This is a genomic window from Sphingomonas sp. SUN039 (assembly GCF_024758725.1).
In the GTDB taxonomy this organism is placed as follows: Bacteria; Pseudomonadota; Alphaproteobacteria; order Sphingomonadales; family Sphingomonadaceae; genus Sphingomonas_O.
The window spans coordinates 3392373-3412960 of record NZ_CP096972.1 but is presented as its reverse complement, the minus strand read 5'-3'; the positions used below and the strand labels follow the sequence as shown (position 1 = coordinate 3412960).

Genomic DNA, 20588 nt, shown 5'->3' with positions numbered 1-20588 from the left:
GGAGGAGACAGGCGCATGTTCGACAACCGCAGCCGCTATCGCGACCAGCCGCAGCGCGATTTCGTCCGCGCCGACGGCACGTCGCTGCGCTATGTCCTGCCGCGCTGGATTCCCGAACCCGCGCAGTCGGTGACAGCAACCTTGCACCGCGCCAGCGACAGCGACCGGCTCGACAATCTGGCCAGCCGCTATCTGGGTCTTGCCGAGGGCTGGTGGCTGATCGCGGATGCATCCGACGCGACCCATCCGCGCACCATCGGCGCGACACCCGGCGAAAACATCCGGATCCCGATGCCGCAGGCAGGCCCGGTCAAGGGATGAGCCTGATCGGCAACATACTCGGTGTTCGCATGAACATCATGATCGGCAATCCAGTCCTCTTGCCGATGCCGATGGAGGCGCTGGCCGGGCTGAGCGAGCTCGAGATCATGATGTCCGACTGCGCGCCGTCGGGGTTCAAGTTGGTGCTTCAGGCCGGGCGCACCGGCCTCCTCGATTTTCTCGGCGCGTCGATCCTCGAGGATCCGCGGTTCGCGGCCGAGACAAGGGTCGTCGTCACCATGATCTTCGACATTTCGCCGACGGTGATTTTCGACGGGCTGGTGTCGAAGCGCGTCTATCGTCCGGGCAGCGAGCCCGGCAAAGGGACGCTGACCCTGCTCGGCGACGACCTCAGCACCGAGCTCGACCGCGAGGTCAAGCAGGTCGAACATACCGCGCTCGACGAGACCATGATCGCGATCAAGATCGCGGGCTCCTACCCGAAACTCGGGCTGATGCCGGCGGTGTTCCCGCCCAAATTCGTCGATCCGCCGATCCCGATCGACCGCGTGCCGCAGCAGCGCTGTTCGGACTGGGCCTATCTCAAGCAAATGGCGCGCCGTCACGGGTATGACACCTATGTCGATCCGGGCCCGGCGCCGGGGCTGAACCAGCTGTACTGGGGGCCGCCGGTCAAACCCGGCATCCAGCAAAAGGCGCTCTCGATCAACATGGGGCCGGGGTCGGACGCGTACGATGTCGAGGTCTGGGAAAACGGTGACGAGATGGTGAAGGTCGAGGGTCAGGTCAAAGACCGCCAGACCGGAAAACTCGTGCCGATCTATGCCTTGATGCCCAGCCAGACGCCGATGGGCCTCGTCCCCGCAGGGGTCACGAAAATGGGGAACACGCGCAAGCAACCGATGGAGACGAGCGGACTGTCGGCGATGCAGGCGCAGGCGCGCGCGCAAAGCGAAGTCGATTGCGCCGCGCGCGAGGCGTTCAGGATTACCGGCACGATCGATTCCGCCTCGTACAACGATGCGCTCAAGGCCCGCGACAAGGTCGACCTGCGCGGCGCGGGCGCGCGCTACAACGGCACTTACAAGGTCGCCTCGGTCCGGCACCTGATCAAGCCGGGCAGTTACCAGCAGCAATTCAGCCTCACCCGCAGCGAAGCCTATTCCGCGCTGCCGGGTGTGAGGGCCTGACGAGGACATGATGGAAGAGGAATGCCCCAAATTCTTCGGCAAATACCGCGGGACGGTCGAAGCCGTGATCGACCCGCTGGGGCTGGGCCGGGTGCAGGTCAGCGTGCCCGATGTGCTGGGCGACGGCACATCGGCCTGGGCCTGGCCGTGCCTGCCGGGCGCCGGTCCCAATCAGGGATTCTTCATGATCCCGCCCGCCAAGGCGAATGTCTGGGTCGAGTTCGAGCGCGGCGACCCGGATTCACCGATCTGGAGCGGCGGCTTCTGGGGACCGGGCGAAGCCCCGGCGATGATCGGCCCGACGCAACAGATCACCCGCGTCTGGGCGGGCAAGAATTTCCGCATCGAAGTGCTCGATCTCGACGGCGCGCCCACGCTCGAAATCTCGCTCGACACCGCGATGGGCAAGGCCGAGATCAAGGCCGGGGCCGAAGGGATGGAGATCAAGGCCGGCGCGTCGAGCGTGAAGCTGGCGATCGACGGCGTATCGATCAACGGCACCAATCTGAAAGTGCTGCCATGACGACGCCCATCGTCACCATGGCCACGATGGTCCAGTGTCCGCATGGCATTCCCGGCACGGTGATGACCGCCACCGCCAAGGTGCTGGTCGACTCTGCCCCGCCGCTGGTCGCGGGCGACAAGGGGACCATTGCGGGTTGCCCCTTCACGGTGCCGACCGGCAAGCCGCAGCCCTGCGTCACCGCGCTGCTGACCCTGGCCTCGACCAAGGTGATGGCAGAGGGCAAGCCGGTTCTGCTGATGAACCCCGCCGACATCTGCCAGTCCGCCGAACAAATTCCGCAGGGGCCGGTGGTGTGGACCAATATCCAGGCGAAGGTGCTGGCGGCATGAGCAACTTCCCCTTCCCCTTTGCTATCGGGGCGGATGGATCGACGGTCCAGCCCGGCGACGAGCGCCATATCCGCGACATGATCGAGCAGGTGCTGTTCACGCGCCGCGGCGAACGCGTGAACCGGCCAGATTTCGGCGCAGGCGTGACCGACCTGCTATTTGCCGAAAACGCCCCCGAACTTGCCGCGGCCGCGCAGCACATGGTCCAGGCGTCTCTCCAGCAATGGCTCGGCCAGCTTATCGAGATACTCTCGGTCGAGACCGGCAGCGACGGTGCCCAGCTCAACGTGACGGTGACCTATCGCTCGCGCGCCGACGGGCAGGAAGACGTCGCCCGCTTCCGGAGGGCGACATGAGCACGGCGCTGTTCCATTGCGGCACCACACGCCGCCGCCAGCGCGTCGCCGATGCGACCATCGACACCGGCGGCGGCGTCCTGCTCAACGGGATCGACTTTCTCGAAGTCATCGACCGCGAGGCACTCGATCCGGCGCTGCGCCAGCGGCTGTTGCACCTGACGTTCATCCGCGATGACGGCGTCATCGCGGGCGGAGTGGCGTTGCTCGGTCCCGGCAATTTTGCGCTGAGCGGTGGCACCCGGGTCACCGGAATCGCAGTGCAACAGGTGACGCCACTCGCCGACGGGCGCACCCTCGAACTGTTGCTCAGCGAACCGGGCGACTATTCGACCTATGCGCTCGCGGTCCAGGCGACCGTCGACAATCCCGAACCGCCACCCTTCATCGACCGGCAGCTCGCCCGGGTCGAGTTCAGCTTCAAGGTCGAATGCCCCGCCCCGTTCGACTGCGAGGCCCCGACCCCGCCCGTCGCGCCGCGCGCCTTCGGTCCGCCGTCGAACTACCTCGCCAAGGACTACACCAGCTTTCGCCAGCAGATGCTCGACCGGATGGCAGCGACGCTTCCAGGCTGGGTCGAGCGCGCGCCTGCCGACCTCGGCGTCGCGCTGGTCGAGACGCTGGCGCACGGGGCCGACCAGACGAGCTGGTTTCAGGATGCGGTCTCGACCGAAGCATTTCTGGGGCGGGCGCGGCTACGCCAGTCGGTCGAGCGCCATGCACGGATGCTCGGCTATGCCTCGGCGGACAGTTGCAACGCGCGTGTGGCGGTGGCGATCGATGCCGCGCTCGACCGTAGCTCGGTGCAGCCGCCGCTGATCGCCAAGGGGACGCGCCTGCTGACCCTCACGCCCGATGCAACCGGTACCATTGCGCCGGTGCTCCCGGTCGATGCCGACAAGGTCGAGGCGGAGATCGACCGGGGTGCCTGTGTGTTCGAAACGCTTGAACCGGTCCATTCGTTGGCGGTCGCCCGCAATGCGATTTCCTTTCACGACTGGGGCAACGATTTTTGCTGTCTGGCCACCGGATCGACGCGCGGTTGGCTGGTCGGCAAGCGGGCGGCACTGGGGCTGGCCGCAGGCGACTTGTTGCTGTTCGAGGAGATGATCCCGTTCGGCGGCACCGTGAACGACCCGCCCGACCCCGCGCATCGCCAATGCGTGCGGCTCGTATCCGATCCCGTCGACATGCGCGACGCGGTGCTGGGCGTGGACATCGTCCAGATTGACTGGTTCGAAGACGACGCGCTGCGCTTTCCGCTCAACATTGCGTCGGCAGGAGGTACTCCCGGCGCGCTGGCGCGAGGGAATATCGTGCTCGCTGACGAGGGGCGAACGCTCGACTTTACCGACCCCCTGTCGCACCCCGAAGACGCGGTTGCGCTGGCGCGCGCCGGGGGTACGGGCCTGCAACCCGATCGCGGACCCGGAACGCGCGAACGGCTGCGGCTGGCAGTCGACAATCTGGTCTATGCCGCCGGATTCGGAGCCGATGCGAACCGCAAGGCTCCCGCGGGAATGGCTCTCGCACCCGCCGACGCAGAGGTGCGCGCGCAAGTGAAGCTTAGCGGCGACGGCACCGACTGGGTCACGATGCCCGACCTGCTCTCCTCCGACCGGTTCGCCGCGCACATCAAGGTCGAGGGGGATCGCGGCAGCTATGCCGCGCTGTTCGGCGACGGGACGATGGGCCGCCGTCCGACCGATACGAGCCGGTTGAAGGCGCGGCTGCGCCAGGGCGGCGGCCAGCGTGGCAATGTCGCCGCCGAGGCGATCCGCCGCATTGTCAGCGCCGATCCCGATATGATTGCGGGCATCCGCAACCCGCTTCCCGGTATAGGCGGGCGCGAAGCCGAAAGTGTGACCGCGATCCGGATTGCCGCACCGCAGGATTTCAAGCGCCAACGCCGCGCGGTGACGCTCGACGATTATGTCGCGGCGGCGCAATCTTATCCCAGCGTGCAGCGCGTCCATGCCGAACGGCGCTGGACCGGCAGCTGGCTGACCGTTTTTCTGGCAGTCGACCGCCGCGACAATCTGGACGTCACGCCCGAATTCGAGACCGGGTTGCGTGCCCATCTCGCCAACCGCCGCCTTGCCGGGCACGACCTCGAGGTCACCCCACCGCTGTTCGTGCCGCTCGACATCCGACTGTTCTGCTGCGTCTGCGCCGATCATTTCCGGTCCGATGTCGAACGCGCGCTGCGCGACAGTTTCAGCGCGGGCTACACCCAGGCGGGAACGATGGGCTATTTCCATCCCGACCGGTTTTCGTTCGGCGACAATATCCTGCTGTCGCCGATCATTGCCCGCGCGATGGCGATACCGGGCGTGGCGTGGATCGGCACGCGCGACGGTAGCGGCACGCTGGTCGGCCATTTCGGGCGCGCCGACCAGCCCGACCTCGAATTCGAGGGCGACGCCGAAATCCCCATCGCCAGCGCCGAAGTCGCGCGGATCGACAGCGATCCCAACCACCCCGAACGCGGCCGCATCCGCTTCGACATGGCGGGAGGGCGCTAGGCGATGGGCGACCGGCCCGACACGCTCTGCGGTGCCCGCGATCTGGCGGCGAAGCGCCCGGTCAATCGGCCGGGACTCGCGCGGATCGACTATCGAATCGGCACCCAGCCCGAATTCCTCGACCGCCTCGCCTGGGGAATTCCGCGCCAGCAGGTCGTCGATCCCGACAGCGGCCTGCCGGTCCAGCCGCTGGCACGGCTGCGTCGCCGCGACACGGGCGACCCGACGATCGCGCTGCTCGACAGCTTTGCGATGACGCTCGATACGTTGAGCTTTTATTCCGAACGGATCGCCAACGAGGGCTATCTGGGCACAGCAGGCGAGCGCCGCTCGCTGGTCGAACTGGCACGCACCATCGGCTATGAACCGGCGCCGGGTGGTGCCGCCTCGGTCTATCTCGCGCTCGAAGTCGAAAGCGCCGACGATCCCTATCGCGCGATCGAGGTGGCGAGTGGATTGCAGGCCCTGTCGGTGCCGCAAGCCAAGGGCGAACTGCCGCAGGTTTTCGAGACTGTCGAGACGATCACCGCACGCGCCGAATGGAATGCCATGCCGGTGCGAAAGGAGCACGACCAGAATCTGGCGTTGTGCCGGACGGGTAACGGGGGTCTGGTCAACCGGGCACTCTATCTGTTCGATACCGACAATTCGTTCGACGAGACACAAATCGACGCCGCCGATCTGTTGCGGGTGGCCGATCCTGCAGTGCTCGACGACTTCTATCCCGTGACGCCCGGACTCGACCTCACTGGCGCGCTCGCCCAGCTACAGGCCGACAGCGCGCTCAATCCCGAAATCGTTCCCGAGCTGCGTGCGGTGCAGGTCAACGAGGTTTTCCTGCGCGGCACCGGGCTGGGTCTCGCGCGGGCTGCCCGTATCGCCGTGGTCGGAATCCGCATCGCCGCCGATGCCAGCCGCCATGTCGAGACGGCAGTGTTCCATGTTGCCGAGAGCAGCGAGGATAGTACGCTCGGGATCACGCGGCTGATCGTGCGCCAGCCGAAGCAATCGGTCGGGCGGTTCCGCCTCGCCCCGCTGCGCCGCGCGCCGCGGCTCAAGCTGCTGTCGCTCCCGTCCGAACGGGTCGCCTTCGACGGGCCTGCCGTCGAGCACTATGTCCGCACCGCCAGCTGGACCGAGACCAGCCTCAACGCCTTTGTGCGGACACAGGCCTGGCCGCGCGAAAAGCTGTTGTTCGCCATCCGCCGCCGACCGGAAGTGACGGTTCCCGAAACGTCCGAGCCCCAGGCCGGGCTGTTCCTGATGCGCGAGGATGCCGGCTTTTTCGGCAATGCCGCCGTGCGCTGGGAAACCCTGGCCAAACCCGATGAGGCGCGCGGGACCGACCCCTATCCCGCGTCGTGGGACGGCAGCGACCCGACCAGCATCTGGGAGGACAGCCAGCGCACGTCGCTGGCCGATATCGGCATGCACGCGCTGCTCGAACGCGAGATCAAGCAAGTCGCGCCGGACGGCTGGGCGGTACTCGAACCCGGCACGGGCAATGCCAAAGTGCTGCGCGTGGCCGGCGCGCAGACCCTGTCGCGCGCCGATTATGCGATGTCGGCCAAGGTCACCGGGCTGTTGTTCAACACGCCCGACAACACCGCTTTCTCCCCGTCCGCCAACGACGCGAATTTCCGTAACCGGACGAGCAAATGTTTCTGCGCCAGCGAAGCGCTCGTCACGGCGGGCACCCCGATCCGCGACGGGGTCAATGCGGGGGAAACGACCATCGACCTCGACGGGCTGTTCCTCGACCTCAAGCCCGGACAGGCCATTTCGATCCGCGGCGAGCGCAGCGACTTGGCCGGGATTACCGATGCTGAGGCGCTGATCGCCGAGGATGTTTTTCATATTGGCGGGCATACCCGGCTGCTCGTCGATAGCGGGCTGGCCAATTCCTATCTGCGCGCGACCGTCACGCTCAACGCCAATATGGCGCGCGCCACGCATGGCGAGACCCAGACCGAGTTGCTGGGTTCGGGCGAGGCGTCGCGCACCAACCAGAATTTCAAGCTCGCCAAGGCGCCGCTCACCTATGTCTCGGCGGCAACCGCAAGCGGGCGCGCCTCGACGCTCGAAATCCGCATCGACGAAGTGCTGTGGCACGAGGTCGGCGCGTTGTATGATGCCGGTCCAGAAGATGCGGTCTATATGGTGCGCCGCGAGGACGACGGATCGAGCTGGGTATGGTTCGGCGACGGCGTCCATGGCCGGCGGCTGCCGACCGGGACCAACAATGTCGCGGCAACTTATCGCGCCGGCAGCGGCCTGTCGGGCGAAGTCGGCGACGAGGCGATTACGCAGCTAAAGACGCGCCCGCTGGGCCTGCGGAGCGTGTACAATCCCGCACCAGCAACCGGATCGGCGGAGGCGGAAACCTCGGACAAAATCCGCCTGAGTGCGCCGCGCAGCGTCCGCACGCTCGGGCGCATCGTGTCGCTGCGCGATTATCAGGACTATGCCGAAACCTATCCCGGCATCGGCAAGGCCCGCGTCGATGCGCTGTGGTCGGGCCAGCACCGGCTGGCGCATCTTTCGGTCAGCCCGGAAAGCGATTCGCAGTTCGATCCATCGGCGCAAACGCTGCTCGACCTGATCGCCTCGCTCGAACAGTTCCGCGATGCCCGCAACCCGCTGGTCGTGGCGCAGTGTCTGCGTCGCTATTTCCAGGTCGCGGCTTGCCTCCAATATCACCCCGACTATCTTGCCGATCTGGTCAAGGCCGACGCCCAGCAGGCGTTGCTCGACGGGTTCGGCTATGCCGCGCGCGGCATCGCCCAGCCGGTCAGCGCGGCAGAAGTGACCAGCACCCTGCAACAAGTACCGGGGGTTGTCGGCGTCGATGTCGATATCCTGTCGCGGATCGAACTCAACGGCAGCGGCGGCAGCTCGACACTGGCGACCATCCTGACGGCAGCACCGGCGCAGGCGCTGGCCACAAGCACTGGCGTGACGCTCCAACCCGCCGAATTGCTGACCATTCTTCCTTCGGGGATCGGCCTGACCATGGAGCCCGCCCATGCATAACCGGCCCGCACCCGACCTCTACACGCTGTTGCCGGACCATTTCCGCAACCGCGACGCCGATCAGGGACGCCCGCTGCAAGCGCTGATGGAATTGCTCGCGGGCGAACTTGCGCTGGTCGAACGCGACATCGACCAACTTTACGACAACTGGTTCATCGAAACCTGCGAGCAATGGGTCATTCCCTATATTGCCGATCTGGTCGGCGCGCGGGCGCTCCGGTCGTTCGGCGACGGCGAAGCGGGTCTGCGTGCCTATGTCGCCAACACGCTCGGCTACCGGCAGGCCAAGGGCACGGTCGCGGTGATCGAACAGATCGCGCGCGATGCCACGGGCTGGCCGATCGTAGCGGTCGAATTCTTCCAAAAGCTGGCGACCAGCCAACACGTCAACCACATCCGGCCTGACGCACCGGCCTTCGCCTCGGTGCGCGATGCGGAAACGGCACGGCTGGCGCATCGCCCGTTCGATCCGCTGTGCCATGCCCCCGGGGTCGGCACGGCATCGTCATGGACCGGGCGTTACAATATTCCGCATATCGGCCTGCTCGCCTGGCGGCTCGACGCCTATCCGCTCGGCTTCGTGTTCGACGCTCCGGCGGGCTATGTCGGCGGGCCGCTGGCAAGAGCGACGGCACTGGGGCCGGGGCTGCTGACGTTCGACCGCATCGGTCGCGACCGCCCGCTCCATAATCCACCCAAAGCCGATGTCTCGATTGCCGCGCGGGTGACCGAGCGGGTGGTCCCTGCCCCGCTCGACCGGCGACGCATTTACCGCAGCCTCGAAGCGCTGAAGGACGGCAGCGCCGACAGCTCGATCTGGTTCGACGACGAACCCGTGCTGCGCGTCCGGCTCGACGGCCAAACGGTGCCGCCCGAAAAACTGTGCTGCTGCGCGCTCGAAACCTGGGTCGACGGCGGCGGCCAGACCCAGTGGCGGCGGCCCGACAATCCGGGCGAGGTCTGCTTCGACCCCGAACTGGGGCGTCTGTCGCTGCACAGTAGCGACGAAGGCAAAAAGTTGGAGACGGTGCATGCCTATGGCGGGGCCTTCGACATCGGCGGTGGCCCTTATGACCGCACCGCTTCGGTCGATGGCTGGGCGCAAGATTTCTTTGTGGCCGGCGAGCCGCTGCCGTGGCGGGTGGCGGTGTCGCTGCGCGCGACCGAACTGACAGCGGACCACGTCTACGACGTGACGGTCCATCCTACGCTTGCGGCTGCGATCAAGGAATGGAACCAGCAGGCGACGTCGGGCAGCCGGGGCATCATCACCATCCTCGACAACGGCAGCTATACCGACAATCTGCACACCCCGACACGCATTATCCAGATTCCCGGCAATGCCCGGCTCGCCATCGTCGCAGCGGCCAGCCCGGTTTCCTCGACACTCGACGCCCCCGCCGCCAGCGGCACCTGGCCGCATCTCGCGAGCGATCTGGCCGTGCAGGGCAGCGTTGCGGGCGGTAGCGAAACCCCGGGCACATTGGTCCTCGACGGCCTGCTGATCGAAGGGAGCGTCCGGGTAAAGGACGGCGATCTCGGGCGGCTGGTGCTCCGCAACTGCACGGTCGGTGCCGCGTTGGCAGGCCTGACCGGCAATGTCCGGGTCGAGGCGAACAACAAAGGGCTGGCGCTCGATCTCGGCGCGTGCTGCGTGGGGGCGTTAAAACTCGGGGCGGCGGCGGGCGGTCTCATGATCGCCGATTCGATCGTCGGTGCCGGAACCGATCTGTCGGTCGACCCGGCCGCGCTGCCCCTGCTGGTCGACGGCGCCGAAACCGATGCGGATATCCAGCGCTCGACGGTCTTCGGCCGGTGCGAAACGCGGTCGATCGAAGCCGGAAACAGCCTGTTCCTCGGCGTTGCCCGCGCCGCCCAGCGCCAGCGCGGTTGCGTTCGCTTCTGCTATGCGCCGCCGGGCTCGCGGCTGGCGCGACGCTTCCGCTGCCAGCCCGAACTTGCCTTGGAGGCAGCGCAGCAGGCCGCTGCGCCGCTGACCGCCGCCGAGCAACAGGACATCGCGAGGCTTCAGCGCCCGATTTTTTCGAGCGTCCGCTGGGGCGATGCCGCCTTTGCCCGGCTGGCGCTGACCTGTCCCGAAACCATCCGCAGCGGGGGCGACGACGGTGCCGAGATGGGTGCGGGCTTTGCACTGGGCGAACCGTTTCGCCGCAGCAACCTTGCCGATGTGATCGACGAATATCTGCCGTTCGGCCTGACCGCGGCAGCAATTTATACAGACTGAGGATCGAGCTATGACCGGTGATTTCTCGCGCAACACCTTCGATCCCGCCAAGGGGTACAGCGCGGTGCGGATGCAGCAGGGCCGCCTGTTCACCGATGCCGACTGGAACGAAGAGGGCGATATCGCCCGCCATGCCGAACGCAGCACGACGCGCGCGGTCATCGGCGCGAGCGGCTTTCCCGAAACCGACCCGGGCTTTGCGATCCAGCCGGGCGCCGGTGCCGCTGCACTGCTGGTCGGCACCGGCGAGGCGTTTCTCGACGGCATTCGCATCGTCAATGCGCCAGGGCCTGCGATATCGCTCGAACGGGCGAGCGGTGCGGGCGCCAATACCCAATGGAAAGTCACCGCAGGCGAGCGGCTGGCGGTCGGTCACTATCTGGTGCTGGCGGGCAACAGTCCGGCGCAGGCGGTGCGCGTCAGCGAGTTGCTCGCCGACGATGCCGCCGGACTGCAACTGGTGAAATGCGCTGCGGCGCTGTCGGCAAACAACCAAGTCAGCGCCGTGCGCTGGTACAGCGTCGAGAGCCAGCCGCACTTTCCATCGCAGGCAATGCCCGCCCAGGCCGCCCAATATCTGGTGTATCTGGATGTATGGGAACGTCCGGTCGGCGCCATCGAGGATCCCGCGATCCGCGAAACCGCGTTCGGCGGCCCCGATACGGCGATGCGCGACAAGCTGTTGTGGCAAGTGCGGATCGCGGCTGTCGCCGACCTGATCGCCAGCGGTGCCGCCGCACAGCCGGTGAGTTGCAAGAGTTTCGGACCCGATTGGACCCCCTTCGGTCCCGGTCCACGGGGTCGGCTCGCCGCACGGTCGACGACAGTGCAGCTCGGCGGCGACCCATGCGTGCTGCCCGCTATTGGCGGCTATCGGCGGCTCGACAACCATTTGTACCGGGTCGAGGTGCACAACGGCGGCACGATCGCCTCGGGCAAGGTCAGGCTCAAATGGTCGATCGACAATGCATCGCACCGCTCGGCCTATTCGGCGATCGATAGCGGCAAGATCGTCGTCGATACGCTCGGCCCCGACGAGGTCACCAGCCTGCAGCGGCAGGACTGGATCGAAATCCTCGACGAGGCGCGCGTCCTTTCGGGCAAAGGCGGCTTCTTCGGACGGATTTCCGATGTCAACGGCACGCGGCTGTCGCTCGACAAGCTGCTCGACCCCGACACGCTGCTCGAACTCACCGCCAATGGCGCGCCCGACACCACGCTCCTGCCGTCGAAAGGGATCGTGCGACGCTGGGAAGGCGGGCAGCCGGTCGCGGTCGCCAACGCCAATTGGCTCGCGCTCGAACCCGGGGTCGAGGTCCAGCTCGCCGAGGGGCGCTTTGCCACTGGCGACTACTGGACCATTCCCGCACGGTCGCTGGTCGCCGATATCGAATGGCCGCGCGATTCGGCCACTGGCGGCCCGGCGCTGCGGCTGCCGCAGGGCATCCAGCATCATTATTCGGCACTGGGATTGGCGACCCTGGCGGGCGCATCGTGGACAGTCACCGATTGCCGACCGCCGTTCGCGCCGCTGACGCTCCAGCGCAGCTTCCTGTACCTCGGCGGCGACGGTCAGGAGGCAATGCCGCAACCGGCCAATACAGCGAACCTGACCGCGCTCGCCTCGCCGCTACGAGTCGGGGTCGTGCGCGGCAAGACTCCGGTCGCCGGCGCCAAGGTTGAGTTCAGGGTCACCACCGGCACCGGCAAGGTCGGCGATGGGGTCCAGAACCTGACCGTGCTGCAGGTTGCGACCGGAGCGGATGGCGTGGCCAGCGTCACCTGGTCGCTCGATGCCGCCACCCAGACGCAGCGGGTCGAAGCGCGACTGCTCGACGCCGCCGGGACTCCGACCCATTTGCCGATCCAGTTTTCGGCAAGCATCAGCCGCGCATCGCAGGTCTCGTTCGACCCGGCCAATGTCCCCGCACTCGCGGGGGCCGATACGGTCCAGGAAGCGATCGAAAAGCTGGTCGCGCTCAAGGAAGCAGGCTGTTCGACCTATGTCGTAGTCGAAGGTAGCGACTGGGTTGCCCTGCTCAAAGCGATCAAGCCCGGCGAGAATGCCGCCATCTGTTTCCAGCGCGGGCGGTTCGCGACAGCCGAACAAGTCGATCTCGAAGGTCTCGGTCATATCACGCTGCACGGCGCCGGCAGCGGCACGACCATCGTCGCGACCAAGGGCGAATGCGCGATCCGGTTCAGCAAATGCGCGAGCATCAGCGTGCGCGAAATTGCGTTCAGCGCGCCTGACGGCGGCGAGGTCAACTGGCGGCCCGGCATCCGTCCGCAACGCATGGGGGCGTTAACGGTGCTCGACTGCCCGGTGGTCACAATCAGCGATGCCGAGTTTACGTGCGGCGGCAGCGCCACCCCCGAACGGACCTGCCTGACCGTGCGCGGCAGTGCCAAGGCGCCGCTCAAATCGGTTGGTATCCTGCGGAACCGGATGATCGCAGGTTATGGACAGGACGGGGTGCTCGTCACCGATGCCGCACGCTGCCTGATCGAGGACAATGAAATCGACATCGCGCCGCGCAGTCGCCGCTTGTCGTTCGAACGGCTGTTGGGGGCGAGGTTCTGGCGTGCAAAGCTGCTCGATCAGCTGATTTCGGGCGTGAAGGAGGGCGGCCTGGTGATCGGTGACAATATCCGGACCATCGCCGCTGGCCCGTTCATCGCTACCTTCCGCTCGACCGTGCCACAGCGCGAATGGAGTTTGTTGCTCAAGAAGCGCCCGCTCGGACCCGCCGCGCGCACGGCCATGGCCGATTTCCAGACGGCGGTGCGCGCGCTGCTCGAAGCCGTGACCGATGATCCGACCTTGCTCGCCAGCTTCGAACGCACGGTGCGTCGGCTCGAGAACGCCGGGGGAAATACCAACCCGCTGGGCAGGGACGTCAAGCGGGCGCTGGTCGTCGCCGACGATGTCCAGTTCGGACGCAAGGACCGCGCCGAACGCGGCGACGCGGGCAAGGTTTCGGTATCGGTCGGCCAGGTCGGCTTGGTGTTCGACTCGGTCGTCGACCAGCAGGACTGGCGGTCGGCAATGGCGATCGTCCCGCCGAAAAAACCGCCGACCGATGCTGCCGAACTCGGCAATCACTTGCGTCGGCTGGCGGTAAGGATGATCGCCGACGTGAAGTTCCGCGACCGGCTGCCCAGCGCGAAGAACTGGTTCACCGGTTTTGCCAAGGCGCTGCCGTCGTTCGGGCGGCAGGCGATCACCTGCGGCGGCGGCGTGCTCGACGACGTGACGGTGACGGGAAATATCACCAGCGGTTTCGTGCGCGGGGTCCATATCGGCACCAGCGTGGATACGCGCAACACCGTGGTGAGCGCAGGCCGGGTTACCGTCAGCCGCAATCATCTCGCCTGTCGCAAACCGGCGGAAAAGGTCTACGCGGGCTGTGCGCTGTTCGTCGGCAATGCCGATACGGTGCGGATCGAGCGCAACAACATCGACTGGTTCGCCACCCCGATGAAGAACCGCTACGCGCAGGGCATCCGGGTATGGGGCAAGCTCGGCCGCTATCTGGTCGTGGCGGAGAACCGCATCGAGGTTGCGTCGCTCGGTATCCGGATAAAGCCTTCCGACCCGGTCGATGACGGCCTGTGGAAACGCTATCTCTGGCTGGTCGCCGACAATCTGGTCGACGGCGTCGATCCGGCACTCGTCATGCGGGTGCCACCCTGGACCGAAAAGCGGTTCAACCGTCCGTCCTGACCGATGTCCGGCATGGATGTGTCCAGCAGAGAGTTTACGGGCCGATTACTTCTTTTTTTCGAAGGATGAAGGGCAAAACAGCGCGGCTTTTGCTTGCCGATGACGCACCGACCGACTATTCTGTTCTCGCTTCAATTTACAATGGCAAATACAAAACTTTGGTGCCGTCCGGTTCGAGTCCGGTTTGGAGCGTGAGGGCGGGGCACAGAAGTGGCCCGCCCTCGTCGATTCCGGCGGTGTCGCCGTGGCAACTCAAGGCTTACGCCCCCACATCGTGCTTGTCCGCCCGCCGCTTTCCCAGCAGCAGCCGCTTCTCCAACCGCACCCGCAGCTGCGTGTAATAGGCGGTCAGAAACCCGTCGATGTCGGTGACTTCGGTCGGCCAGCCGATCTTGTCGATGATCGCCTGTGCGACCGTCAGCTTGGCCGCAGCCTCGCTCCGTCGCAGCACGCCTTCGAGGGTTTCGAGTTCGTACACACCATAAGCATCGAGCTGTTCGGCAGTGAAGACGAATCCCGCCACGGTCGGCATTGTCGTCAGGTCGCGGTCGAGCTTGTCGCGGGTGGTGCAGATGACCCAGGTACCCGCGAGCAGATCGCCGACGCGCAGCCGGTCCCTGTTGAAGAACGGGAAAAACAGGAACACGCCGGTCCAGATAAAGCCGAGCCAGCCGGTCAGCGCATCGACCGTGCCCGCGAACAGGCCGGTGATCAGCATCGTCAGCGGTAGAAACGTCTCGACCTCGCGCATCAAATTGCGCGCGACCACCGCGTCCGCCGTCAATCGACCGCCATCGCGCGCAACCACGCGCAGCTTCATCCAGCGTTTGCCGAGCGTTGCCGCACGCGGGCGCAATTCCATCGCGATGAAATAGAAATTGCGGATCAGGAAAAAGCCGAGCAGCCAGACGACGCCCACCATCTCGTCGCCCGCCTTGTTGCTGGCGGCGGCATAACCGGCGGCGATGCTCAGCACGATCATCAGCGCGAGCATCACGATCATGTCGAGCAGGAATGCGCCGATTCGCTGGCCGGTGTCGCCGATGACGACGCCCAGATCGACCCCCTCGGGCGTCACCAGTCGACGCCGCAAGTCGCGGGGCTTTACCGGCTTGGCAGCTCTAGTCGCCATGGCGCAGCCGGATCCCGTAGTAATAGGTCAGCCAGAACAGCAGCATCCCGCCACCGATGGCAAAGCGGATCCAGTCGGTATTGATCGTCTGCCGCCCCACGCCCTCGAGCAAACCGGCCACCGCCAGCATCAGGATCACCCCGATCATCGCGGTGCCCGATGTGCGTCCTGCCTTGGCCGCGGCGGCCATCCGTGTGCGCGCGCCGGGAAAAGCAATGCGGGTGCCGATGTGCAGACCCGCCGCCGCCGCGAGCGCGATTGCAAAGAGTTCGGTCGTGCCATGGATCGACAACCAGCCGATCATGGGGATTGCCAGACCCTTGGCCGCATAGATCTGAAGCATCGCGCCCAGTGCCGCGCCATTGTAGAAGACCAGAAACAAGGTCGGCACGCCGAATGCGAAGCCCAGCGCGAAGCAGGCGAGCGAAATCTGGGCATTGTGCGTGAACAGGTAAGTCGCGAAGAACTTCAGCCCATCCTGCCCCTTGCCATCGGTGTAGAGGATGCTCTTGAGTGTTTCGGCACTCGCATAGGGGCCGCGGCCGCCCGCCATTGCGCTGCCGACGATCGAATCGAACCAGCCGGGCTCGCTCTGGACGAGCAGGAAGCCCGCCGCCGTTCCGGCAGCGAGGACGGCAATGGCTACCAGCGTCTCGACCCACAACGCGCGCATCGCGGCGGGCCAGTCGGTCAGAAAGAAACGCGCGATCCGCCGCCCGAATCCGCCGCTCGCGCCATAGATGGCGAGATAGGCACGCAAGGAAAGCGCTTCGAGATAATCGATCAGCGCGCGGTCGAGCACCGTCGCGCGCGCGACCGACAGCGACGACAAGGTCGAGCGGTAAAGCAGCGGCAGGTCGAGCAGATCGTCGTCGCTGAGCGCGCGCGGGCTGCGCCCCTCGATGCGCTTGAGCATGGCTTCCAGCCGCTGCCAGTCGCCCTCGCGTTCGGCACGGAACGACGTAGAATCCTGGCTCACAACAGGTTCCTCCGCTTCAGCCCGAGATAGGCGTTGACCAGTTCGCTCCCGATCCGGTCGTGGTGCGCTTCGACGATATGGACGCCCAGCCGCTGAAGCCGCGCAACCACGATCTTGCGCTCGCGCAGCATCGATGCTGCGATCACCGCGCGCGACACATCGGCACTGTGTTCGGGTGCGGTGTCGGCCATCGCCTGCAACTCGACGTCCTCCATAAGCACAAACAGCACGAGGTGGCGCTCGGCGAGACGACCGACCGTCTTCAGCATCAGTTCGGCACTGGTCGGGTCGGCAAAATCGGTGAACACCAGCACCAGCGACCGCCGCTTGAGCTGCGACCCAAGGGTGGTCAGCGCCAGCGTGAAGTTGGTTTCCTCGTTCGAATAATCGAGTTCGGCGGCCAACCCCTGAAACGTCGCGAACGAGGCGACGCCCGATACCGACCCAGTCGAAATGCGCGGGCGCGCATCGAAGCCGAACAGCGACACCTTGTCGCCGAGTTTCAGTGCGACGAACGCTGCAGTCAGCGCGGCGGAGATCGCGCGGTCGATGCGCGGGATGCCATCGACCGGCTCGCACATCAGCCGCCCCGCATCGACGGCGAACACGATGTCGTTGTTGCGTTCGGTGCGGTATTCCTTGGCGATCAGCCCCGAATGGCGCGCGCTCGCTTTCCAGTCGATCGCGCGGCGGTCCATGCCCTGGCGGAATTCGGCGAGCGCCTGGAACTCGCCGCCGGCACCGGTATCGATCTGGACGAGTTCGCCAAAGCTCGCATCGCGGCGGAACAGGCGCAGCGCCTCGGTCCGGGCGGGGCGGACGTCGGGCAGCACCGCGATGCTGCGGTCGAGTTCGACGCGCTTCTGCCGCCAGACGAGCCCGAACAGCCCCGGCCAGCGCAGCCACAGCGCGTCGACGACGGCGGCTCCGCGCCGGACAGCGGTAAAGGTCATCTTCCCGGACGCATCGACCGGCCCGCGCGCGGAATCCGTAGGTGCCAGCCGCGCATCATGTTCGATCGCGACCTCGAACCGGCGTCCGCTCCCGACGCGTGCGGCTATTCCCAGCGCCACATCCTGCCCCACGAACACCGCAGCGGGTGCATCGAGCGTCGCCGTCAGCGACCTTGCGCCCGGCGTACCGAGCGCATCGGCAAGCGTCAGCGCCAGCACCAGCAACACGACCGCCAGCCCTGCGTACCAATAGGCCGGAACCAGCACCGCAACTGCAATCGCCGGGACCGCACTGGCAGCGGCCAGCACGGCAGCACGACCGGAAGGGTAGATCATGGTGCGCTCACCGTGGTGCCTCGACCTGCGCGATCAGGTCGGCGACGACCGCTTCGACCCGCTTGCCGTCGATCTGCGCGGCGGGCGACAGGATGACGCGGTGGCGCAACAGCGGCAGCGCAAGCGCTTTCACATCGTCGGGAATTGCATAGTCGCGCCCGTCGAGCGCCGCGCGGGCGCGGGCGGCACTGGCCAGCATCGCGGCGGCGCGGGGGCTGGCCCCGGTTTCGAGCGAGGCACTTTCCCGGGTCGCGCGGACCAGCCGCACGATATAGCGCACGACATCGTCGACCAGCCCGACGCCCGCGACCGCGTTTGCCGCCGCATCTAGTGCCGCCGCATCGGCGACCGCGCCGATCCCCCATTCCTCGACCTGCGGCGCGCCGAAACGGCTGCCGTGCCGCGTCACAATGGCGACTTCCTCTTCGGCGTCGGGATATTCGACGACCTGTTTGAACAGGAAACGGTCGAGCTGCGCCTCGGGCAGCGGATAGACGCCCTGCTGCTCGATCGGGTTCTGCGTCGCGACCACCATGAAGTTTGCCGACAGCGGATGCGTAGTCCCGTCGAAAGTCACCGAGCGTTCCTGCATGGCCTCGAGCAGCGCGGCCTGCGTTTTCGGCGGGGTGCGGTTGATCTCGTCGGCGAGCAGCAATTCGGTGAAGATCGGCCCCTTGGTCAGCGTAAAGGTGGACGTCTGGAAATTGAACAGGTTGGCACCGACAATGTCGCCCGGCATCAGGTCGGGGGTGAACTGGATACGTCCGTAATCGAGGCCCGTCGCGCGGGCGAAACAGCGCGCAAGAAACGTTTTGGCGGTCCCCGGCGGCCCCTCGAGCAAAATGTGTCCGCGCGCGAACAGGGCGATCAGCAACAGGTCGACGGTGCCGTCCTGCCCCGTGATCGCCTTGCCGACCTCTCCCCTGATCTTCGCGCCCAGCGCCTTTACGTCTTCAACGGTCACGAACCACCTCGTTTCTCCAGTCATGCAGGGCGCGGGCGGCGGACCGCATCGCGTCGGAATTGGGCGCGGCGCGGGTCCGGGCCGCCAGCGTCGCGAAATCGGCCCCGGGCAGGGACGGCAGACCGGCGAGCCACCGCTCTTGCGCTTCGGGGTCGAGCGCGCCCGCGCCCAGCGCAGTGGCGGCAGTTTCACGGATCATCGCGACATAACGGTCACCCAGACGCTTTACGGCACCCGCCCGCGCGATGAGTACCGCAGCATTGTCGGCGAGCGCGCGCTTGCCGAACGGGATCGCGCGCGGCTCGGGAACAGCCGGGCCGAACCGCCCGAAGGCGTGGATACCGACCAACAGTGCCGCCGCCAGCACCGCAAGCGTCAGCGCAAGGAATGGGGGTTCGAACATCAGCTGCAACAAATTGCGCGATCCCGATGCATTGAGCACCATGTCGAATGCCACCGAATCCTTCGTGTCGTGACGGAGCGCATCGACGACGGCGAGCGCCGCTCGCGCGCCCTCGGGCGACTTCAGCCCCTGATTGGACAGGATGTCGGGATCGGCGAGGATATAGTCGGCAGCCCCGTTGTTGAGGTCGGTCCTGCCCATCACCACCTCGCCGCCGCTGTCGATCAACACCGGCTTCATGCCTTTGGCGATATAGTGCAGCGTTGCCGACGGCGCCGGAATGTCGATCCCCGCCATTTCCTCGTCTGCCACGCCGATGATACGATTGCCCTTGGGCGACTTCTCCTCGGCAAAGGCGATGCGGCCGAACACGGCGAGCAGTTCCTTCGACCATTCGGGGTCGAGCATGCCCATATTCTGGACCCATCCAGACCGGGTAAAGCTCGGCAAAGTCAGATATTTGGGCAGGATATAGAGGGTTTTTGTGCCATCGACCGCACGCCGCGCGGCAACCAGCCGCTTCAGCCGTTCGAGATCGGTGTCAGGCTGGATCGTGACGATGACGAACCCCGTGGCCGACCAGTGGGCCTCGTCGGTTCCCAGCTCGGTCAGCCGGCCCGTCGCTTCCGACAGCTTGTACAAGCCGTAGAAGCCGACGGCCGATTTCGACATCGGCTGTGCGCCGCTGTCGCCGCGCGCCCTGATCTGCGGGGCATAAGCCATGAGGAACAGGAAACCGAGGAACGCCAGCACGCCGCCGAGAACGATAATCGCCACCGTCCTTACCGAGAACGGATTATCGGCAGCGCTGCGGTCAGCCATGCGCCGCACTCCAGGTCGCGGGCGTGGCGAAGCGGGCATAGGCAGCGCGGCACTCGGCCCAGGCGGCCTCGTTGACCGACCGGCTGCCGAAGGCGCTGACCTCGACGACGCGGGCAATGGCATCGAACGCGGGACGGGCCGCCCCCGGCAATTCCTGGGCGGCAGCAATGTCACGTGCAGTCAGCGAGGGTTTCAGGAATTGGGGCAGGCGGCGCGAAATATCCTCGACGCTCCGGAGCAGCAGCAACCGCGCGGCTTCCGCATATCGGCCCTGCGCCGCCAGCGCCTCGGCTTCCGCGAGCAACGCGCGCGCGGCACCCTCTTCGGGCCGCCAGTCCTCTTCGATCACAGCGTTGCGGTCTCGCGATCCGCGCGCCCACGGCCATTCGAACCCGTCGACGTTCGACAGCACGAAATAGAGCACTGTCAGCACCGCCAGGATGATCGCGCCCCAAAAAATATAGGGGAAAGCCGGGGACAGCCATTGCAGGAAATCGCCGATCCAGCGCAGCCATTCGGGCAGTTTCGGCGGGGTGCGCGAAGCCATAGGCGCCAGATCGAACTGGATGCTCTTGTCGGCGATCAGCGCGCGGTGCGCGGCATCGAAGCGGCCATCGATCGCTGCACGCTCCGCCGCACTCCCTACTCCTGGTCCGACACCTGCCACACGACCCCCGTACCGATTGTCCCGGTTGTGGCGGCGCGCCCTTGCGGGAGCAAGCGCCTAAACGCCGCAACGGCACAAAATTTGCCTAGCCGGTGCGTGCGCCCGCTCCGGGTTTCCGG

15 protein-coding genes are annotated in these 20588 nt (G+C 66.3%); 9 read left to right on the top strand and 6 right to left on the bottom strand.

Going from position 1 to position 20588, the window contains the following annotated elements; genetic code table 11:
• Positions 1 to 15: 15 nt before the first annotated feature.
• The 9 genes from M0209_RS16860 to M0209_RS16820 are packed head-to-tail and all read left to right on the top strand — an operon-like array spanning position 16 to position 14213.
• Positions 16 to 321 (top strand): hypothetical protein, encoded by a 306-nt coding sequence (locus M0209_RS16860; RefSeq protein WP_258889430.1) that lies wholly within the window; start codon positions 16 to 18, stop codon positions 319 to 321.
• On the top strand, positions 318 to 1472 hold the full coding sequence (locus tag M0209_RS16855) for a hypothetical protein (RefSeq protein WP_258889429.1): 1155 nt from the start codon (positions 318 to 320) through the stop codon (positions 1470 to 1472). The genes M0209_RS16860 and M0209_RS16855 overlap by 4 nt, the downstream gene beginning before the upstream one ends.
• Positions 1473 to 1479: 7 nt before the next feature.
• Positions 1480 to 1995 carry a phage baseplate assembly protein V gene (locus M0209_RS16850; RefSeq protein ID WP_258889428.1) on the top strand — a complete coding sequence of 172 codons (516 nt, stop codon included), beginning with the start codon at positions 1480 to 1482 and terminating at the stop codon, positions 1993 to 1995.
• Positions 1992 to 2327, top strand: a complete 336-nt coding sequence (locus tag M0209_RS16845) for a hypothetical protein (RefSeq protein WP_258889427.1) — start codon at positions 1992 to 1994, stop codon at positions 2325 to 2327. Before M0209_RS16850 ends, M0209_RS16845 begins: the two co-directional genes overlap by 4 nt.
• Positions 2324 to 2683, top strand: coding sequence for a GPW/gp25 family protein (locus M0209_RS16840; RefSeq protein ID WP_258889426.1), 360 nt, complete (start codon positions 2324 to 2326; stop codon positions 2681 to 2683). Before M0209_RS16845 ends, M0209_RS16840 begins: the two co-directional genes overlap by 4 nt.
• Complete coding sequence (locus tag M0209_RS16835) at positions 2680 to 5208, top strand: baseplate J/gp47 family protein (RefSeq protein WP_258889425.1); 2529 nt, start codon at positions 2680 to 2682, stop codon at positions 5206 to 5208. Before M0209_RS16840 ends, M0209_RS16835 begins: the two co-directional genes overlap by 4 nt.
• Positions 5209 to 5211: 3 nt before the next feature.
• Positions 5212 to 8241 (top strand): putative baseplate assembly protein, encoded by a 3030-nt coding sequence (locus tag M0209_RS16830; protein ID WP_258889424.1) that lies wholly within the window; start codon positions 5212 to 5214, stop codon positions 8239 to 8241.
• Complete coding sequence (locus tag M0209_RS16825; RefSeq protein ID WP_258889423.1) at positions 8234 to 10486, top strand: hypothetical protein; 2253 nt, start codon at positions 8234 to 8236, stop codon at positions 10484 to 10486. The genes M0209_RS16830 and M0209_RS16825 overlap by 8 nt, the downstream gene beginning before the upstream one ends.
• Positions 10487 to 10496: 10 nt before the next feature.
• A complete protein-coding gene (locus tag M0209_RS16820) occupies positions 10497 to 14213 on the top strand; it encodes a DUF6519 domain-containing protein (protein WP_258889422.1) in 3717 nt (1238 codons plus the stop codon).
• Positions 14214 to 14472: 259 nt separating this feature from the next.
• Here M0209_RS16820 and M0209_RS16815 read toward each other — a convergent pair whose 3' ends face one another.
• Genes M0209_RS16815 through M0209_RS16790 form a run of 6 tightly spaced genes read right to left on the bottom strand, consistent with a single transcriptional unit; the run spans position 14473 to position 20469 of the window.
• Positions 14473 to 15345, bottom strand: a complete 873-nt coding sequence (locus M0209_RS16815) for an RDD family protein (RefSeq protein WP_258889421.1) — start codon at positions 15343 to 15345, stop codon at positions 14473 to 14475.
• A complete protein-coding gene (locus M0209_RS16810) occupies positions 15335 to 16324 on the bottom strand; it encodes a stage II sporulation protein M (RefSeq protein ID WP_258889420.1) in 990 nt (329 codons plus the stop codon). The genes M0209_RS16815 and M0209_RS16810 overlap by 11 nt, the downstream gene beginning before the upstream one ends.
• On the bottom strand, positions 16321 to 17613 hold the full coding sequence (locus M0209_RS16805) for a DUF58 domain-containing protein (RefSeq protein ID WP_258889419.1): 1293 nt from the start codon (positions 17611 to 17613) through the stop codon (positions 16321 to 16323). The genes M0209_RS16810 and M0209_RS16805 overlap by 4 nt, the downstream gene beginning before the upstream one ends.
• 7 nt (positions 17614 to 17620) lie before the next feature.
• Positions 17621 to 18577, bottom strand: a complete 957-nt coding sequence (locus M0209_RS16800; protein ID WP_258889418.1) for a MoxR family ATPase — start codon at positions 18575 to 18577, stop codon at positions 17621 to 17623.
• Positions 18567 to 19802, bottom strand: coding sequence for a hypothetical protein (locus M0209_RS16795; protein WP_258889417.1), 1236 nt, complete (start codon positions 19800 to 19802; stop codon positions 18567 to 18569). Before M0209_RS16795 ends, M0209_RS16800 begins: the two co-directional genes overlap by 11 nt.
• The gene (locus tag M0209_RS16790; protein ID WP_258889416.1) at positions 19795 to 20469 is read right to left on the bottom strand and encodes a DUF4129 domain-containing protein; all 675 of its coding nucleotides are present in this window, start codon (positions 20467 to 20469) and stop codon (positions 19795 to 19797) included. Before M0209_RS16790 ends, M0209_RS16795 begins: the two co-directional genes overlap by 8 nt.
• Positions 20470 to 20588 lie beyond the last annotated feature (119 nt).

What these genes read in the sequence shown, in the direction of transcription:
- M0209_RS16840 (WP_258889426.1), top strand. Translation starts at nt 2,324, where the DNA reads ATGAGCAACTTCCCCTTCCCCTTTGCTATCGGGGCGGATGGATCGACG.
- M0209_RS16815 (WP_258889421.1), bottom strand. Translation starts at nt 15,345, where the DNA reads ATGGCGACTAGAGCTGCCAAGCCGGTAAAGCCCCGCGACTTGCGGCGT.
- M0209_RS16855 (WP_258889429.1), top strand. Translation starts at nt 318, where the DNA reads ATGAGCCTGATCGGCAACATACTCGGTGTTCGCATGAACATCATGATC.
- M0209_RS16825 (WP_258889423.1), top strand. Translation starts at nt 8,234, where the DNA reads ATGCATAACCGGCCCGCACCCGACCTCTACACGCTGTTGCCGGACCAT.
- M0209_RS16850 (WP_258889428.1), top strand. Translation starts at nt 1,480, where the DNA reads ATGATGGAAGAGGAATGCCCCAAATTCTTCGGCAAATACCGCGGGACG.
- M0209_RS16805 (WP_258889419.1), bottom strand. Translation starts at nt 17,613, where the DNA reads ATGATCTACCCTTCCGGTCGTGCTGCCGTGCTGGCCGCTGCCAGTGCG.
- M0209_RS16795 (WP_258889417.1), bottom strand. Translation starts at nt 19,802, where the DNA reads ATGGCTGACCGCAGCGCTGCCGATAATCCGTTCTCGGTAAGGACGGTG.
- M0209_RS16835 (WP_258889425.1), top strand. Translation starts at nt 2,680, where the DNA reads ATGAGCACGGCGCTGTTCCATTGCGGCACCACACGCCGCCGCCAGCGC.
- M0209_RS16860 (WP_258889430.1), top strand. Translation starts at nt 16, where the DNA reads ATGTTCGACAACCGCAGCCGCTATCGCGACCAGCCGCAGCGCGATTTC.
- M0209_RS16820 (WP_258889422.1), top strand. Translation starts at nt 10,497, where the DNA reads ATGACCGGTGATTTCTCGCGCAACACCTTCGATCCCGCCAAGGGGTAC.
- M0209_RS16845 (WP_258889427.1), top strand. Translation starts at nt 1,992, where the DNA reads ATGACGACGCCCATCGTCACCATGGCCACGATGGTCCAGTGTCCGCAT.
- M0209_RS16830 (WP_258889424.1), top strand. Translation starts at nt 5,212, where the DNA reads ATGGGCGACCGGCCCGACACGCTCTGCGGTGCCCGCGATCTGGCGGCG.